Below are 17,126 nucleotides of genomic sequence, written 5' to 3' on the forward strand. Positions count from 1 at the left end.
CGGGTTGGGGCCGGAGTATGGGGGTGCTAGAGCGAGGCGGCTGGCTGGGCTGAGCCGGCAGTGGAAGGGTGCTTCGCGTCTGCGTGCCATTCGAGGCGCTGGCCGCTCGCACGGTCAAATAGGTGGAGGTTCTTGGTCTCCGCGCTGAGGACGACGGCGTTGCCCGGCTCCCAGCGTTGGCCTCGCGGGGCGCGGACGGCTACGCGGTTATCGCCGACCCGGCAGTAGATGACCTGTTCGCTGCCGAGGTTTTCGCTCAGGTCAACGATGCCCCGGAGGGCTGCCCCGGAGCTCGGCGCCGCTGCGGAAGAGCCGGGTGCGTGGATGCTCAGGTGTTCAGGGCGGATCCCGAGCACAACGTCCCGCTGGGGTGTTTCCCCGTCCCACAGCACGGCTTCCAAGGAGGGTGCCATGACGGTGATGGAGCCGTTGCTGGTGGAAAGTCCGGCGTCGATCAGGTTGGTGGCGGGGGAGCCCAGGAAGCCTGCCGCGAACACGGACGCCGGCTTGTCGTAGAGCTCTTCCGGTGTGCCGAGTTGCTCGAGCTGGCCTCCGTTGAGCAGGGCGATCTTGGTTGCCATGGTCATGGCTTCCACCTGGTCATGCGTGACGTAGATGAACGTGGCACCGAGGCGTTTGTGCAATCCGGCCAGCTCCTGCCGGGTTGCGGTGCGGAGCTTGGCATCCAGGTTGGACAGGGGTTCGTCCATGAGGAAGGCCTTGGGCTCCCGCACCAAGGCGCGGGCTACTGCAACGCGCTGGCGCTGGCCGCCGGACAATTCCTTGGGCTTGCGATCCAGGAGGTGGCCGATCTCCACCATTTCGGCCACGGCCTCTACGCGTTTCTTGACTTCCTGCTTGTCGGTGCGCCGCACGTGGAGCGGGAAGGCCAGGTTTTTCGCCACGCTGAGGTGCGGGTACAAGGCGTAGCTCTGGAACACCATGGCCAAGTCGCGTTTTTTGGACGGGGCGGTGGTGATGTCGGTTCCGTCCAGTTCGAGCGAGCCCGACGTCGGTTCCAAAAGGCCCGCGATCATGCGGAGCAGGGTGGTCTTGCCGCAGCCGCTGGGGCCGAGCAGGACCAGGAAGTCACCGTCTTCGACGGTGAGCGATACGTTCTTTACCGCCGACACGTTCTTGAATGAACGCGACAACTGGTTGAGCACTAGTCGGCCCACGAGCACCTCCGGGGAAACGATGTTTCCTAAATCGAATTATTTAGGAAACGTCTTACCCTTGAAGGGTGGGGCTCGATTATTAACAGCCGGTGCGGAGTTGATTAACTCCCTGTGCGCGGACGGGAAACAGTTGAAACCGCCCGCGTTTCGCGCCAAAAGCTATTCCGGGTTTTCCACCATGTGGAGGACTTCTTCGAACACGGCGGAGCGGGCGCGCTCAACCTCGGGAGAATCTGCTGTCACCGCGGCGTGCAGGGCGGACAGCACCAGCATCTGGACGATATTCCCAATGGGCAGCTGGTCGTTCCACGAATGGAATTCCGCCCCGGCCACGAGCGTGTGGGTCGAGAGATCGGCGAGTTCGGATTTCGCATAGCTGGTCACCCCGATCACGGTTGCCCTGCGTTCAGCCGCGATCCGCGCCGAGCCAATCGTGAAGGAGTTCATTCCGCTGTCGCTCACGGCGATGCAGACATCCCCCGCTGAGAGGAGCTTGGCCGAGATGTGCTGCGAAACAATGTCCGATGGCGCCTCGCATTGCACCCCGGCCGACAGGAACCGCAGGGCGAGGGATTGAGCGGGAGCCAGTGATGCTCCGTTGGCCACCACCAGCAGGCGGCCGCCCTGGCGAATCGCTTTCACAGCAGCGTCGAAGGCCTCGAAGTCCAAAGACCCCAATGCTCCGCGGATGTCCTGGGACGCCCGGGAAAAGATCCCCGAAACCAAATGCTCGGAGGATCCGGGCTCGCCGGTTGCCCCGGACTCTTCCTGTTGGATGCTGTCCCGTGCCGCGGCGCCCAGATCGCGCAGCAGGACCTGGCGCAGGTGCTGGAATCCTTCAAAGCCCATGCTCTTGCACGCCCGCACGATCGTTGCGGGCGACGTCCCCGTCTGCGTGACCAGATCCGCCACCGACATCCTGGCTACGGTCTCCGGGGAATCAAGGCACAACTGGGCCACGCGCTGTTCGCTGGGAGCCAGCGAGGGGAAAATCGACTTGATGTGCGCGCGGGAGCCACCCAGGGGCGGTTCGGATTTGTACGGGGTCATTCGCCTTTCATACCAGATCCACTTGAATAGCGGACCAGCAGTGCCGAAACCGACGACGGCGGGTGCCTGCCGCCGTCGGGCATCGACACTTATCAGTCGAGCGGCAAAGTGACGGTTACGCAGGTTCCGTTGCCTGGACTGGAGACGACGGAGACATCCCCGCCCACTTGGCTGACAGCGATGGACATGAGACGGAGACCGAATCCGTGGTGTGCGCCGGCGGGCGTTGCCTGGCTATCGAAGCCTGCGCCGTTGTCCGTGACTGTCAGCCGGATCCCGTGGTAAACGGCGGCGAGCCGGACGGTGACGTCGTGGGCGTGCGCGTATTTGAACGCGTTGCTGAGGACTTCCTTGGCGGCGTGATAGAGCAAGGAAGCGGAGCCGGACGAGATTTCGACACCGTGGTGCGGCGTCTCCCAGTGGATTTCGGTCCCTTGGCGGCGGAGCGGTGCGGCCAATCGGTCGATGCAGCCCGCGAGCCCCAGGGTATGGAAGTCAACGGGTTGCTGATCGGTGATCACGCCATTGATGGCGGTAACCTCGTCCAGGGCTGTAGTTGTCTTCATGGCCGGTCCTGCTCCCCTTGCAGCTTTGGTGCTTTCGCCGGCGGGTGGATTCCGCCTGTGCTTGCATTAAGACTGGACCCAAGGAGTTAAGGTTCCCGCGATATTTAGTTAGTTTCGTCCTAATTTTTTGTCAGGAATCTCGCGCTACTTTGCAAGGAAGCCGAGCAAGGCCTCGTTGACCTCGGCGCCATGCGTCCACAGCAAGCCGTGCGGGGCGCCGTCGATCTCCACATACTCGGCGCCGGGGAGAGCTTCGGCGAACCTCCGGCCGGTGACGTCGATGGGGAGGATGTTGTCCGCGGTGCCGTGCATGATCAAGGCGGGCACGTCGATCTTGGGAATGTCGGCGCGGAAATCGGTGAGCCACGTGCGCTGCGCCGCCACTGAGGCGTGCGCCCCCGACTGGGCCGCCAGGTTCCAGCTGGCGGTGACTGCTTCATCGCTCAGGCGGCGCGTTCCGAGGAAAGTCGAGGCGTTGTAGAAGTTGTTGAAGAATTCGGTGAAGAAGGCGTAGCGATCGGATATGGCGGCTTTGGAAAGTACGTCGAACACGGACTGCGGGACGCCTCCGGGGTTGTCCTCGGTCTGAAGGAGGAACGGCTCCAAGGATGAAATGAACACGGCCTTCGCCACCCGGGCCGAGCCATAAGTGCCAAGGTAGCGGCCGACTTCGCCGGTTCCCATCGAGAAGCCCACGAGGACGGCGTCGTTGAGATTCAGTGCTTCCAGGAGGGTGTTCAGGTCCGCCGCGAAGGTGTCGTAGTCGTAACCGACGGTGGGTTTGCTGGACTTGCCGAAGCCGCGGCGGTCGTAGGTGATGACGCGGTACCCTGCGTTGAGCAGTGCCGCGGTCTGCTTCTCCCAGGACGAGCCGTCCAGGGGATAGCCGTGCATGAGGACCACTGCCTGGCCGGTTCCGTGGTCCTCGTAGTAGATCTCGATCTCGGTACTGTTTTCATTTCCGACGGTGATGTAAGCCATGACTACGGTCCTTTCGTAGCGGATCTTGCCGAGCGTTTCCAGCCTACTGTCGGGCGCGAGGGTGGCACGGCCCCGCCACGCTTCGCCCTGAGGGAAAGCTCTAGTTGCCCCCAGCAACCAGTCGTAGACTGGCCTTCGAATCACTACGTGAGTTGGAGAACGATGCTCTGGAAACTTCTCGTTCGGTACCTGCGGCCCCATCGCCGGCTGCTGATCGCCGTCGTCATTTTCCAGTTGGCGCAATCCATCGCATCCCTGTACCTGCCCACACTGAATGCCGACATCATTGACGAAGGCGTGGCCAAGGGGGATACCGCCTACATCCTGGGCACCGGCAGCCTCATGCTGCTCATCACCCTCCTCCAGATCGCGTGTTCGATCACGGCCGTGTACTTCGGCGCAAAAGCCGCCATGGGCTTGGGGCGGGACTTGCGCGGCGCTATTTTCACGAGGGTCGGGGAGTTCTCCGAGCAGGAGGTCACCCGCTTCGGTGCGCCGTCGCTGATCACGCGTTCAACCAACGACGTGCAGCAAGTCCAGCAACTCGTCCTGATGTCCTGCACGCTCATGGTTGCGGCGCCCATGCTCAGCATCGGCGGGGTGATCATGGCGGTCCGGCAGGATGCCCAGTTGTCCTGGCTGATTGCCGTCAGCGTCCCCGTGTTGCTCGTTGCTGTGGGTCTCATCGTGAGCCGGATGGTGCCGCTGTTCCGCAAGATGCAGGTCCGGATCGACACCGTGAACCGGGTGCTCCGCGAACAGTTGGCAGGCATCCGCGTCGTGCGCGCCTTCGTGCGCGAGGACATGGAGACAGAACGCTTCGCCTCGGCAAACCAGGACGTCACGGAGATGGCGCTGCGCGCCGGGCGGCTCATGGCGCTCATGTTTCCGGTAGTGATGTTGGTGCTCAACGTCTCCAGCGTTGCCGTGATCTGGTTCGGGTCGTTCCGGATCGACGACGGTTCCATGCAGGTAGGCACGTTGATCGCCTTCCTGAGCTACCTCATGCAGATCCTCATGTCCGTCATGATGGCGACGTTCATGGCCGTCATGATCCCGCGCGCTGCTGTTTCGGCGGACCGTATCGGGCAGGTGTTGGAGACCGAATCGAGCGTGCGGCCTCCCGTGAATCCGGTGACGGAGACCGCTGGCCGCGGTGAGCTGGAATTGCTCGACGTCGGGTTCGCCTACCCGGGTGCCGAGCAGCCTGTCCTCAGCGGAATCAGCTTCCGGGCACGCGCAGGGCAGACGACGGCGATCATCGGCAGTACGGGCGCGGGCAAGACCACCTTGGTGAACTTGCTGCCACGGCTCTTCGACGCGAGCAGCGGCTCGGTGCGGATTGATGACGTCGACGTCCGCGAACTGCACCCGGACCTCTTGTGGGGGCACATCGGACTGGTCCCGCAAAAGCCCTACCTGTTCTCCGGCACGGTGCGCAGCAACCTCCTCTACGGCAAGCCCGACGCCACGGAGGAAGAACTCTGGCGGGCGCTTTCCATCGCCCAGGCCCAGGACTTCGTCGAGGAGATGGAGGGCGGGCTGGATGCTCCGATCTCGCAGGGCGGTACCAACGTTTCCGGCGGACAACGCCAGCGACTCGCCATCGCGCGGGCACTCGTAAAGCAGCCCGAGCTCTACATCTTCGACGACTCCTTCTCCTCCTTGGACACCGCCACCGACGCCAGGCTCCGCCAGGCCCTCAAGCGCCACACTTCGGGCGCCACCATGGTCATCATTGCGCAGCGGGTATCCAGCATCGCGGATGCTGAGCAGATTTTGGTGCTCGACGACGGGCGGCTCGTGGGGCGCGGAACCCACGAGGAGTTGTTGGAGACCTCAGAAACGTACCGGGAGATAGTTTCCTCGCAACTGGCAGCGGAGGAGGCGGCATGAGCAGCGCACCCAGCACCGCCAACCGCCCGCAGCGTCCCCCGATGGGGCCAGGCCGCGGCGGACCCTTCGCGGGAATGAACATCCCGGCCGAAAAGGCCATGAACTTCCTGCCCTCGGCCAAGCGGCTCCTGGGCACGCTGCGGCCCGAGCGCATGTGGCTGACCCTGGTTCTCCTCCTCGCCGTCGCAAGCGTGACCCTGTCCGTGATCGGTCCCCGGCTTCTGGGCGAGGGCACCAACCTGATTTTCGCCGGCGTCGTCTCCAAGCAACTTCCCGCCGGGGTGAGCAAGGAACAGGTCATCGAGGGACTGCGCGCTTCCGGCCAGGGCTCCAAAGCGGACATGTTGAAAGGCATGGACCTGACTCCCGGCGTCGGAATCGACTTCGGCGCGTTGTCCTCGATCCTGCTGTGGGTGCTGGTCTTGTATGTCCTGGCCTCGGCGTTCGGCTGGATTCAGGCATACGTGCTCAACGGCGTCGTGCAACGGACGGTGTACCGGCTCCGCGAGCAGATCGAAGCGAAAATCAACCGGCTCCCGTTGCGCTATTTCGATTCGGTGCAGCGCGGCGAGCTGCTTAGCCGCGTGACCAACGACGTCGATAACATTTCGCAAAGCCTCCAACAGTCCATCAGCCAGGCAGTCACCTCACTGCTCACGGTGGCCGGCGTCATCTTCATGATGTTCCTGCTCTCGCCGATCCTGGCGTTCATCACCTTGGTCACCGTGCCTTTGACGCTCGTGACCACCATGCTGATTGCCAAGCGCTCACAGAAGCTGTTCGTGGCCCAGTGGAAGAACACCGGCGAGCTGAACGGGCAGATCGAAGAAACCTACACCGGCCACGCTCTCGTCAAGGTGTTCGGCCGCCAGCGTGAAGTCGAGGAGCGGTTCCGCGAGAAGAACGCCGAGTTGTTCTCGGCCAGCTTCGGCGCCCAGTTCATCAGCGGCTTGATCATGCCGGCACTGACCTTCATCGGCAACCTGGTCTATGTCGGGATCGCCGTGGTGGGTGGCCTTCAGGTAGCCTCCGGCGCCATGCAGTTGGGCGACGTCCAAGCCTTCATCCAGTACTCCCGGCAGTTCACGCAGCCCCTGGCCCAGCTGGGTTCAATGGCCAATCTGCTCCAGTCGGGCGTGGCATCCGCGGAACGCGTCTTCGCGCTGCTCGATACCGAGGAGCAAAGCGCTGATCCTGAGCCCTCGGCTGTTCCCGAAGTGACTCGCGGGCGCTTGGTGTTCGAGAACATTTCCTTCTCCTACTCGCCCGACAAGCCGCTGATCCAGGATCTGAGCCTGGTGGCCGAACCCGGCCAGTCTGTTGCGATCGTCGGACCCACTGGAGCAGGCAAGACCACCCTTGTGAACCTCATGATGCGCTTCTACGAGCTCGACGCCGGGCGGATAACGCTCGACGGCGTCGACGTCGCCTCGATGTCCCGCTACGAGCTGCGCTCGCGGATGGGCATGGTGCTCCAGGACACGTGGCTCTTCGGCGGGACCATCCGCGACAACATTGCCTACGGACGGCCCGACGCCACCGAAGCCGAGATTCTCGAGGCCGCGCAAGCGACGTACGTGGACCGTTTTGTGCACTCCCTCCCTGAGGGCTACGACACAGTGCTCGACGACGAAGGCAGCAACGTTTCCGCCGGTGAGAAGCAGCTGCTCACCATCGCCCGTGCATTCCTGGCCCGTCCGTCAGTCTTGATTCTGGACGAGGCCACGAGCTCCGTGGACACCCGGACCGAGGTGCTGGTTCAAAAAGCCATGAGCGCCCTGCGTTCTGACCGGACGAGCTTTGTGATCGCGCACCGCCTCTCCACGATCCGCGACGCCAACGTCATCCTGGTGATGGAAGCCGGTCAGATCGTCGAACAAGGCACCCATGCGGAGCTGCTGGCCTCGGGTGGGGCCTACTCAAGGCTGTATGAGGCCCAGTTCGCGGCGCCCGTGGCAGAGGTCTAAGGGGGCTCTGTCACGCCGGGCAACTTTTTGGCGCCTTGGGTCAGGGAGAAGCCCGGAAATCCGGGGTCTTGGTGCTACCGGGCTGCTGAAAATGTGCCGGGCGTGACGTTTGTTTCTCCACATAGGGCGTGCCGGGGGTGACGCAGACCTGCCCGGGCCCGGCACGATGGCTACATGGATGTCGAAAGGGCGCTTAATCTCTGTGGGGGTGTAGCGCGAAGGCCCGTGCTGGCGCGCCTTGGCATCACCGACGGCCAGCTGAGGAAGGCGGTCCGCCGCGGCGTGGAACAACCCGCGCGCGGCGTTTACGCGCTGGCTTCGGCACCCGTCGCCGATGTGGCCCTGGTCCTCAACCGCCAAATACGGACCTGCGTCAGTGCCGCCCCGTTCTACGGCTTGTGGGTCATTGACCAGTCGGGCCCGCTGCACGTGCACCACAGGCGCAACCAAAGCGCCTGCGATGTCCTGCATCACGGTGGATTGCTGCTTCCCGCGCATCCGCACAGACCAGTGGCCGCCCTGGCAGATGTCCTGATCCACGCATTGCGCTGCCTGCCCTGGCAGGACTCCTTGGTGATGGTGGAGTGTGCTGTGGCCCGGGGTGACATGACGGTGGGATTCCTGCGGGAGCGGCTGCAGGGGAAGCGGAACGGCAAGGCACGCGAGGTTCTACGGTGGGTGGATCGCGGGGCTGAATCGATGTTGGAGACGCTGGCCCGGACCTACTTCCGGAGGGCCGGAATCCATGTCCAGCCGCAGTTCTATCTCGACGGCGTGGGTTACATGGACCTGTTGCTGGACGGTTGGCTCTTGGTGGAACTCGACGGCCGCAGCCATGCGGAGTGGCGGCAGGTCAAGAAGGACCATCGCCGCAACAACTCGTGCGTGGTTCAGGGCTATACGGTGCTCCGGTACTACTACTCGGACGTGGTCCATGAACCAGAGACCATGGTTGCGGAGGTCCTTGCGGTGCTTGGGCGCGGGAAGATTGCCCGTCCAGCCGCGTAGCTGTGTCACGCTGAGCAACTTTTTGGCGCCTTGGCTCAGGGAGAAGCTTGGAAATCCAGGAGCTTGGATGCCAGCCGCGGCCAAAAACCTGCCTCGCGTGACACTCGCTGCCCGCAAGACGGCTCGCACTAGGCTTGGATCCCATGGACATCAACCCGCCACAGCTCCTCAGCCTGCCCGGTGGCAGGATTGAACTCCGCGATGCGCGCACCGGCCACACCCGTTCGGTGGACCTTGTCCCCTTCCAGATTGGAAAGACGGCAGTTACCCGAGCCGAGTTTGCCGGGGTAGAAGCAGAGGGAGCTGGTGACCTTTCTCCAAAGGCGCCGGTGCATGGGATTACCTGGTTTGAGGCCATCGATTGGTGCAACGCGGCATCTGAAGCCGAAAGCCTCAGGCCGGCATATGCGCGGTCGGGCCGCAGCGTCGAATGGAACGTCGCGGCCAACGGTTACCGGTTGCCGACCGAAGCAGAATGGGAATATGGCTGCCGCGCCGGATCATCCGGTCCGAGCTACGGTCCGCTCAATGAGATTGCCTGGACCGCGAAGGACGGGTTGTCCGCACCCGCCGACGTCGGACTCAAGAAACCCAATGAGTTCGGCGCCTACGACATGCTCGGCAATGTCTGGGAGTGGTGCTGGGACTATGCGGATCCGGCGAGATACGGCGACTACAGGATATTCCGTGGCGGTGGCTGGGCTGACGAGGCCTGGAATGTGCGAGCGTCGGTACGCCGGGGCAGTGCTCCCGATGCAATCTTGGAGGATGTGGGTTTCCGGGTGGCACGCGGAGCTTGTAGTGTTCCGGTTGTAGCCTCCGCCCAGGGGTGGTCCGCCGCATCCGACCGCGAGCGGGCCAAGGTACGCGGCCCGATTCCGTTCGGTTGGACCCCGCTGAAGTTCGATTGATCCTTCCAGTGCGTGGACGCGGGCGAATTGCCCGTCCGGCGGCGTAGCTGCGTCACGCAGAGCAACTTTTTGACGCCTCAGGTAAGGAGAAGCCCGGAAATCCGGGAGTTCGGATGCCGGCAGCGGCCAAAAAACTGCGCGGCGTGACGGTCGCGGCTTCGGAGATGCCTACGGAACAGCGAACGACGGCGGGAGGTGAGTCCCGCCGTCGTCGTCGCGTGGCGTCCGAAAGGGCGCTGTTACAGGGAGTGCGCGTCGAAGGCGGTGGCCTTGGCCGCGCTGCCGCTAAGGCTGACGGTGAAGGTGTTGGGCCCGCTGCAGGTGACTGCGATGCTGGCCTTGGAGGTGTTGTGGCGCACCGAGAAGTCGTGCACCAGCGCGTCCAGCGTGTGGTGGGTGGTCGAGCGGTCCCAAATCTTGAGCGTTACGGAGTCGGCAGTTTCAAACGTCATTGTTCAGTGCTTCCATTCATGAATCCGGGTGTCCGGCTATCGCGCCAGTGCGAAAGCCGCGGTACGGGCAATCCATGAACGCCCTGAGACTCAAGGCGGCTCGACGAGCTCACCGGTTTGGCCTCATTGCGTCCACCAGGATGGGTAAAACTTGGCCGGGACACCATGTCCCGGCCTGCCTTTCCATAGTGCACAGGCAGGCGCAAGCGGCTCAAGCCGAGAGGGCCTTTGTTGCTAGTGAGTCTCATCACACCCGGTGGCGCTACTGGGATGCAAGTTGCAGTGCTCCGAAGACCGGATCCTGGGTGAGGACTTGCAAGGTGTCGAGGCCTCGGGTGGCAAGGGCTATCCGCATGGCTGCCTGCAAGGTGGGCTGGTTCATCCCGAGGCCACCGCCGAGGACAATGGGGCCCTCGATGTCCAGTTGCTCGGCGCATTTTGCCGCCAATGAGGCAAGATCTGAACCTGCTTGGAGGATCATGTCCAAGGCGGCTGTGTGCCCGGCTGCCGCGCACTCAAAGACAATCGGTGATTTGGAAGCCCAAAACTCGCGTCCCGCGTTGCCATGGAAAAGGGCAATCAAACCCTCAGAGTCGAGGAGTCCACAAGATTTCAAGAGCGCTTTCGTCAGGTCGTCGGCCTGCAGCCCATCGTTCATGCGCTCAAGGCTGTACCTCACCGCTTCACGACCAAACCAGTAACCGCTACCTTCGTCGCCAAGCAAGTAACCCCAGCCGCCCGCACGCGCCTGGTCCTCGCCGTTAGTGCCCCAAGCCGCGGATCCAGTGCCGGCGATCACGGCGATTCCTGTGCTGCATCCTGCTGCAGCCAGGAGAAGGCGCGTGTCGTGGACAACGGAGACCAAGGCGCCCGGAGCCAATGGTTGGATCAGTTCTGCCAATGCGTTTGCATCTTCGGTGGTGTCGATCCCGCCGGAACCGACCACCACCCGCGCAACGGACTCGCCCCGGAGTGTGGCGAAGACGCCCTCCAGGTTCCTGCGGGCTTGGGCTCGGCTCACGTTCTGGACATTGGCGCTGCCGCCGGAAGTATCGGCAACGGCAGTGCCGTCCAACCACTTGATGCCGCGTGTCTTTGAACCTCCAATGTCCAAACCCACGACTGCGCCGATAGTGCTCGGGTGTGTCACTCGAATGTCCCTTCTGCCGTTGAGGCCGCCGGCGCGAACTCGGCGGCCGGCATGATGCTGTCGGGCCTGATTCCAACCCCTTGCAGTACCGGATACCGCGACCACGCATCCAGTGCCGGGCCCTCAGCGGCACCAAGCGTGGATGCCACGCGGAAGGTGTGGCTTTCCCCAGGCAGCAGCGAAACGCATTGTTCGGAAACAGTCGCCAGCGGGTCAATCCGGTCCGCCTGCAGAACCACGTCGCGCACGATCGTTTCCGCCGTGACAGTCACTTCAATGCCGCCGGGGATACGCAATGCCCAGGCAGTGACCCGTGCGGGCTCCTTGATCCGATCTTTGTCCTCGGCGTAGAAGTGGAGGATTCGGTCCCCATACCCGAGTCCATCACCACGCGCCACGAGGACATCGCTCAAGGGCCGCTCAGTCTCGCGAAGATCATGCGGGAGGCTGATTTCGGCCGTGCCCCTGGGGCCGACGTCGAACACGAATTGATGCGAGGCTTCCAGCCGGAGGACCGACGGGACAGCCTGCGTTGGAGAAGCTGTGCGGAGGCGCTCCACAGTGAGTGTTCCCCTCCACGGCTCTGCGGAATCGTTGACCAGAACGACGACGAGCCCGCCGTCGCGGCGCTGTATGGTCGCCAGCCGAGGCCGGTAGGCCTCACGGATTGCGTACCACAGCGGTTTAAGCTGACCGTATCCATCGATGGCGGCCCAGGATGTGACGGGCCAACAGTCGTTGAGTTGCCAGAGAATGGAGCCGGCGCAAACGGGCCAGCCTGCACGGAAGTGTTCGATTCCGAATCGGATCGCGCGGGCCTGGTTTACCTGGGTGAGGAAGTGCCATTCCTGGAAGTTCGCGGGCTCGGGAAGATGCGCGGAGAGTCCTCTCTGCAGCTTCCCTGTTCCGTCTTCGGCCTTCTGGTGCTGGAGGAACGCCGGGGATTCGAGGTGCAGGTCGCCTGGCTCGAGGGCTCGGGTGAGGGTGGACCAGTTGGGCGGCCCCTGGAAACCAAATTCGGACACGAACCGAGAGTTCCACTCCGCGTAATGCGAATAGTCCTTTTGGTTCCAGACATCCCAGATATGCACGTTCCCATGCCTCGGATCGTTGGGATGCAGTTCGGGATCTCCGGAGTAAGGGCTGCCGTTCCAGTACGGGCGGGTGGGATCCAACTCTGTTACGAGGGCGGGCAAGAGCTCGGAATAGTAGCCCCATCCCCAATTTCGACCCTCGAGCTGGGGCTTCCAATCCCAATCCCAGAAGCCCCAGACGCATTCGTTATTTCCATTCCAAAGCACCAGGCTCGGGTGGCTCATGAGCCGAGTGATATTGTCCCGGACCTCATTGGCGACTTCCTCGGCGAGCGGCCCGTCTTCCGGGTATCCGGCACACGCAAAGAGGAAATCCTGCCAGACGAGTATCCCCATGCGGTCGCAAAGTTCGTAGAAGGTGTCCGACTCGTACACACCACCGCCCCACACACGGAGTAGGTTCATGTTTGCCGCAGTGGCCTGCGAAAGACGCTGCCGGAGCTGCTCGTGGGTGATGCGTGACGGGAAGCAATCGTCAGGGATCCAATTGGCACCCTTCACGAAAATGTCGGTTCCATTGATGGCAAAGACAAAACTGGTTCCGGCCTCGTCTTGTTCGGTCTTGAGCTCGAATTGCCGGAATCCGACGTCCTTGGACCAGGCGTCAAGGTGGTGCCCCTCCGCGTCCAGCGTCACTGTCAGCGCGGAGAGTGGTTGGGCACCCATGTCGTGGGGCCACCACAGTTCCACATCCTCAAGATCGACCACTACGCGGGCCTTGTCGGAGTCCGCCGGAAGGGAGATCGATTCGGTCTTGTCCAGAATGGCGATCTTGAGTCCGAGCTCGCCTGAAACGCCTGGTGCCCGCAGAACCTCTATATCCACTTCCACACGGGCGTGACCGCTCGTGGGGAGTCCGCCGGGGCGGAGCCCGTGGGCCGGGGTAGTGGTGACGGAGGGACGGACTGATTCCAGCCGCGCAGTCCCATACCTTCGGATGCTCACAGGTTTCCAGGGACCAGCCGTCACCAGGTTCGGGCCCCAGTCCCATCCGAAGTTGCAGGCCGACTTGCGCACGTACTGGAATGGCTCAGGATTGCCGTTGGGCTGGACTCCCGCAGCCGCCCGGATTTGCTCGGCATAGTCGCGCACGTTCTTGAAGGTTAATGCCAAGTCATTGGCACCGGGCCTGACGACGTCGGTGACGTCCACGACATAGCGGCGGTGTTGGTTGTACGTATGTGCGAGGTCTTGCCCGTTGACCCGTATGACGGCGACGGTGTCCAAGCCGTCGAAGACGAGCTCCGTCCGCCGGTCTTCAGTGCCGTCATGGTCGAAGGTCGTGGAGTATTCCCACTCGCTTCGGCCTACCCAATGCTGGGACTCCTCGTTTTGGCCAGTATAGGGATCGGGAAGGTGGCCATGGTCCATGAGGACCGTGTGGACAACCGACGGAACCGTTGCCGCAAGCCTCCAGCCCACGGCACCGGGCGGGGAGTCCGGTGCCGGAGCGGTCACTTTCAATGCCCATCCCTTGGCGAGGTTGGTCGTTTCAATCATGGTGTGTGCCTTATCAATCGAGTCGGTCAGCCAAGGACGGGAGTGGGTTGTTTAGCCGCGGTCTGCGCGGTAGAAGTACATCTCCCGTGATCCCGAAGGGGCATCCCAGCCTTGGGCGAACATCCAGGTTCCGCCGAACTTGAGCAGACCGCCCCAAGCCAGTGACCCTCCTCTGTGCATCGCTTTCTGGGTGAACGGTTGGTTCACGTCATAGAGCGCCTGCGCGGCGGAGAATTGGCCGTCTGCGTCGCCGTAGAAGAAGTCCAGCACCAGCTTGCCGCCGTCGCTCGCGGTCCCGTGGCCGTCGTCGACAATGGCGCAGGCGACCTCGTGCAGCGAGCCGCCCAGCGGACCCAGGTCCAGATACTCCTGCGGCTCGAACGTCCAATTCACCATGTCGGTGGACCGTCCCACATGGGTGGTTCCGCCGCAGCCCTCGGAAAGATACATGAGGTACTGGCAACCGATCTTGACGGCCTCGCCCTGGGCGTTTCGGGGGATGACGGCCCCTTTGGCCCAGAAGCGTGAAACCTCGTAAGGGACGGCCAAGCCGAGCTTTTCCCAATGGATCAAGTCGTCGGACACGGCAACATTGATGTCGCAGCCTACGTCGCCAAGGGGGTAGACGTCCGGGTCCTGGCCAGCCTGCTCAGCGCTGCGGTCGATTGTCCAGATCCCGTTGTAGAACATGTAGTAGCGGCCATTGGCCTGGTACACCTTGGGATCTTCGCAGCCGAGGATCTCATTGTCCTGGGTGGGGTAGATCACTGGATTGGAGGGGTTGTCCTGCCACCCGGTTCCGGGATCGTAGACCGCAACACCGATACGGCTGGAGACCGACTCCTTACGCGGGGATGCCCGGTAGAAAAGGTAGAGCTTGCCGTCGCGCTCCATGACGGAGGGGTTGAAGATTGAATCCGCGGTCCAACCGATGCCGGTTGGATCGGCCCAGTCCTGGACCTGGCGGAAGGTCAGGGAATCGTCCTTGCGGAAGGGGCCGACAGCCCATTCCGGGTGCTCGGGATACTCGGCGGAAAACTGGTCGGTGGAGATGGTGTCGGTGAGCGGATTGCTGAACGTAAGCGCTCCCTCGTAGCTGTGGAGCAGGGCTTCCGTGGTGATTTTCTGCATGTGGTTCTTCCTGTGGTGATAAGTGGGCCCACACCGGCGAGGGCCCCGGCCTGAGCTTGCGAAGGCTGGGAGCCGGTGGGGACTAGTTGCGGACCAGCGTCACCCAGGTGAACCCACCCGGGGCTACAGTGACGCGGCCGGAATGGTCTGCCCCGATCTGGTCGGGACCGGGTGTGACGGGCTGGCCGGAAGCATCGAAGGCTTGCTGGCTCAGATGGAAACCTCCGGGCATGTCCACTTTTCGATCGGTGCTTCCCGACGCCGCGCTGATGTACAGGGTTGATTGGCCTCCGGAGCCAGAGACGGAAACCGAGGAGATCTGCGGCTGCAGAAGCACCCCATCGATCGACACGTCGTTTCCGGCCTTGGCGTTCAAGCTTTCCTGGCCCGCTGGCAGGGCCCGGTCAAGGGAGAACGGGAAGAGCTTGCCGGGAGCTCCCGTGATGCCTTGCTCGCCGGCCCCACCGTTGGGCGTGGTGCCGAGGAAAGTGCTTCCGGAAGACCACGACGTCGTTCCCGCGGGTTCGGGGCGCTGGTTCACGATGGGGTATGCATTCCGCGGCTGGTCCGAAGCCGGGACCGGGATCTTCAGGGTGCCGCCCGCGTTGAGGGCGACGTATGCACCGCCGGACCAGTTTGCCTCACCAGTCCATGCGGAGGCGGGTTTGACCACTGCGCCGCCGGTGATGGTTCCGGATTCGGCTTCGGCCACCTTGAGTCCGTCCGTCCCGACGGTGCTGGTGATTCCCAGGGCCATGGCTCTAAGATCCGGATCGGCGTCCAAAGTGAGCATCGAGAGGAGGGTGTGGATAGTGGATTCCGCGCCGGAGTTGGGGTTGATGCGGCCGTCGGTTTCGATTCCGTCGATTGCGGTGCCGGTTGCCGGGTTGTAGGCGGCCTTTCCACTGCGGTTGGCACCGAAGTACCAACCGGCAGCAACAGCTGCGACGTCCAGGAGGCCCGGAGCGTTCGCGGCCTTGGCGGTGGCCACGAGTCCTTCAACCCGCGAGTCCACGCCATAGGCGATCTGCGCCTCACCGGGGGTCGGGCTCCAGGCATTGTCCGGTCCGCCCGCAGCGAGGAGCTGCGGAGTGAATTGAGCGGAGTCCTTGACTGCTGCCGTCAGGAGGTCGGGGCGATGCAGCAACGGGGACGCGCTGGCGACGGCAGCGGCTGCCATGCCGCCCCAAGCGTGCCACAGGGTCCGGGACTGGTTCCATGGAAGAATCGCTCCGAAGGGCCACTGCTGAACAGATCCCGAGGACATCGCGGCGATACCCTCGGTGAGCTGGCTCAGCGCGGTAGTGGCAGCACCGTCGTCGGGCGCGGCCTTTGCGTAGGCGGAGAGTCCGAGCACGGCTTCGGCGGAAGCGTCCGCACCTCCGGTGATCAGCCAAGCGGGGACCTTGGCGCCGTCCGCAACGTCGTAGTTTCCATACTTGGCGAGGGACTGTTTGTTCAGGGACGCGACGGCGAGGTCCAGCCTGGTCTGCAGGAACGCGGCAAACTGGGGATCGGCGGACTTGAACGCCGCAAACCCTTCGCCAAGCGCCCACACTGTCCTGGCCAGCCAGTAGGACTCGGCTGAATCGCTGGGATCCGGAAGCTCCACCGGCTTGGCACTTGGCGTCAGTGTGCCGTCAGCCTGCTGCCACAAAACCACGTTTCCTGCGTTGGGGCCGGAAGACGTCTGCAGATACGTCAGCTCGCGCAGCACGTCGAAGGCGCGGATGCGGCTAGAGGTGTCGCCGGTCTGCTGCCACTGGCGCAAGTAGACGACGGCGGTGCGGGCAATATCGTCCGCGTTGAAGGCCCCTTGGCTCCAGTACCCTGTGGCCGGGTCCTTGGAACCCCCGCCTACCCGGGTGTAACTGCCGTCGGCATTCTTGTTGGCGTACGTCCAGGGTGCTTGTGCTGCGGGATGTTCGCCGATCTGGTAGGTCGTGTGGCCATCCACGGCATGAAGGGGAACCGTGTCCAGCAGGAAATTCAGGTGGGACAGATTGGTCAACGGCGCCTGCGATACCGCTGCCGGTGCCTGCGTCACGGCGGCCGGGGCCGGCTGTCCCGCTGACGCCACCCCAACCCCGGCCAAGAGCATGGACAGCGTTGCGACAACTGCGACAGGGGCGGATTTCAGCCGCGCATTAACAAGCCGTGCACTAACAAGGGGTGGTGTCATGTCTAACTCCTATGGACGTGGAAGAGGGGCTGAACTGGCTAAGCGGGGCTGGCCAAGCGG

The 17,126-nt window shown here is 63.3% G+C and carries 13 protein-coding genes; 4 read left to right on the forward strand and 9 right to left on the reverse strand.

Annotation, left to right across the window (positions count from 1 at the left end; genetic code table 11):
* Positions 1 to 26 precede the first annotated feature (26 nt).
* The 4 genes from AB0323_RS16115 to AB0323_RS16130 form a co-directional block, all read right to left on the reverse strand.
* Positions 27 to 1,178 carry an ABC transporter ATP-binding protein gene (locus AB0323_RS16115; protein ID WP_366178215.1) on the reverse strand — a complete coding sequence of 384 codons (1,152 nt, stop codon included), beginning with the start codon at positions 1,176 to 1,178 and terminating at the stop codon, positions 27 to 29.
* Between the two features lie 159 nt (positions 1,179 to 1,337).
* Positions 1,338 to 2,228 (reverse strand): MurR/RpiR family transcriptional regulator, encoded by an 891-nt coding sequence (locus AB0323_RS16120; protein WP_366178216.1) that lies wholly within the window; start codon positions 2,226 to 2,228, stop codon positions 1,338 to 1,340.
* Positions 2,229 to 2,320: 92 nt separating this feature from the next.
* On the reverse strand, positions 2,321 to 2,794 hold the full coding sequence (locus AB0323_RS16125; protein ID WP_366178217.1) for an ATP-binding protein: 474 nt from the start codon (positions 2,792 to 2,794) through the stop codon (positions 2,321 to 2,323).
* A gap of 144 nt (positions 2,795 to 2,938) precedes the next feature.
* Entirely contained in the window at positions 2,939 to 3,775 is an 837-nt protein-coding gene (locus tag AB0323_RS16130) for an alpha/beta hydrolase (RefSeq protein WP_366178218.1), read from the reverse strand.
* Between the two features lie 162 nt (positions 3,776 to 3,937).
* On the opposite strand from AB0323_RS16130, the gene AB0323_RS16135 reads away from it, so the two are divergent.
* The 4 genes from AB0323_RS16135 to AB0323_RS16150 all read left to right on the forward strand — a co-directional run bounded on the left by AB0323_RS16135 (position 3,938) and on the right by AB0323_RS16150 (position 9,557).
* Positions 3,938 to 5,671 (forward strand): ABC transporter ATP-binding protein, encoded by a 1,734-nt coding sequence (locus AB0323_RS16135; protein WP_366178273.1) that lies wholly within the window; start codon positions 3,938 to 3,940, stop codon positions 5,669 to 5,671.
* Positions 5,668 to 7,638, forward strand: coding sequence for an ABC transporter ATP-binding protein (locus AB0323_RS16140; protein ID WP_366178219.1), 1,971 nt, complete (start codon positions 5,668 to 5,670; stop codon positions 7,636 to 7,638). The genes AB0323_RS16135 and AB0323_RS16140 overlap by 4 nt, the downstream gene beginning before the upstream one ends.
* Positions 7,639 to 7,812: 174 nt before the next feature.
* The gene (locus AB0323_RS16145) at positions 7,813 to 8,646 is read left to right on the forward strand and encodes a DUF559 domain-containing protein (protein ID WP_366178220.1); all 834 of its coding nucleotides are present in this window, start codon (positions 7,813 to 7,815) and stop codon (positions 8,644 to 8,646) included.
* A 143-nt stretch (positions 8,647 to 8,789) separates the two neighbouring features.
* Positions 8,790 to 9,557, forward strand: a complete 768-nt coding sequence (locus tag AB0323_RS16150; protein WP_366178221.1) for an SUMF1/EgtB/PvdO family nonheme iron enzyme — start codon at positions 8,790 to 8,792, stop codon at positions 9,555 to 9,557.
* Between the two features lie 239 nt (positions 9,558 to 9,796).
* Here the strand turns inward: AB0323_RS16150 and AB0323_RS16155 are convergent, their stop codons facing one another.
* The 5 genes from AB0323_RS16155 to AB0323_RS16175 form a co-directional block, all read right to left on the reverse strand.
* Positions 9,797 to 10,009, reverse strand: coding sequence for a hypothetical protein (locus AB0323_RS16155; protein WP_364539601.1), 213 nt, complete (start codon positions 10,007 to 10,009; stop codon positions 9,797 to 9,799).
* 262 nt (positions 10,010 to 10,271) lie between these two features.
* Positions 10,272 to 11,159 carry a BadF/BadG/BcrA/BcrD ATPase family protein gene (locus AB0323_RS16160; protein ID WP_366178222.1) on the reverse strand — a complete coding sequence of 296 codons (888 nt, stop codon included), beginning with the start codon at positions 11,157 to 11,159 and terminating at the stop codon, positions 10,272 to 10,274.
* On the reverse strand, positions 11,156 to 13,753 hold the full coding sequence (locus tag AB0323_RS16165) for a glycoside hydrolase family 2 TIM barrel-domain containing protein (RefSeq protein ID WP_366178223.1): 2,598 nt from the start codon (positions 13,751 to 13,753) through the stop codon (positions 11,156 to 11,158). Before AB0323_RS16165 ends, AB0323_RS16160 begins: the two co-directional genes overlap by 4 nt.
* Positions 13,754 to 13,804: 51 nt before the next feature.
* Positions 13,805 to 14,884 carry a hypothetical protein gene (locus AB0323_RS16170; RefSeq protein ID WP_366178224.1) on the reverse strand — a complete coding sequence of 360 codons (1,080 nt, stop codon included), beginning with the start codon at positions 14,882 to 14,884 and terminating at the stop codon, positions 13,805 to 13,807.
* Positions 14,885 to 14,966: 82 nt separating this feature from the next.
* Positions 14,967 to 17,066, reverse strand: a complete 2,100-nt coding sequence (locus tag AB0323_RS16175) for a hypothetical protein (protein ID WP_366178225.1) — start codon at positions 17,064 to 17,066, stop codon at positions 14,967 to 14,969.
* Positions 17,067 to 17,126 lie beyond the last annotated feature (60 nt).

Source organism: Arthrobacter sp. NPDC080031, assembly GCF_040702485.1.
Lineage (GTDB): Bacteria > Actinomycetota > Actinomycetes > Actinomycetales > Micrococcaceae > Arthrobacter.

Coding starts and splice junctions, on each gene's coding strand:
- AB0323_RS16120 (WP_366178216.1), bottom strand. CDS start 2,228: ATGACCCCGTACAAATCCGAACCGCCCCTGGGTGGCTCCCGCGCGCAC.
- AB0323_RS16125 (WP_366178217.1), bottom strand. CDS start 2,794: ATGAAGACAACTACAGCCCTGGACGAGGTTACCGCCATCAATGGCGTG.
- AB0323_RS16130 (WP_366178218.1), bottom strand. CDS start 3,775: ATGGCTTACATCACCGTCGGAAATGAAAACAGTACCGAGATCGAGATC.
- AB0323_RS16135 (WP_366178273.1), top strand. CDS start 3,938: ATGCTCTGGAAACTTCTCGTTCGGTACCTGCGGCCCCATCGCCGGCTG.
- AB0323_RS16140 (WP_366178219.1), top strand. CDS start 5,668: ATGAGCAGCGCACCCAGCACCGCCAACCGCCCGCAGCGTCCCCCGATG.
- AB0323_RS16145 (WP_366178220.1), top strand. CDS start 7,813: ATGGATGTCGAAAGGGCGCTTAATCTCTGTGGGGGTGTAGCGCGAAGG.
- AB0323_RS16150 (WP_366178221.1), top strand. CDS start 8,790: ATGGACATCAACCCGCCACAGCTCCTCAGCCTGCCCGGTGGCAGGATT.
- AB0323_RS16155 (WP_364539601.1), bottom strand. CDS start 10,009: ATGACGTTTGAAACTGCCGACTCCGTAACGCTCAAGATTTGGGACCGC.
- AB0323_RS16165 (WP_366178223.1), bottom strand. CDS start 13,753: ATGATTGAAACGACCAACCTCGCCAAGGGATGGGCATTGAAAGTGACC.
- AB0323_RS16170 (WP_366178224.1), bottom strand. CDS start 14,884: ATGCAGAAAATCACCACGGAAGCCCTGCTCCACAGCTACGAGGGAGCG.
- AB0323_RS16175 (WP_366178225.1), bottom strand. CDS start 17,066: ATGACACCACCCCTTGTTAGTGCACGGCTTGTTAATGCGCGGCTGAAA.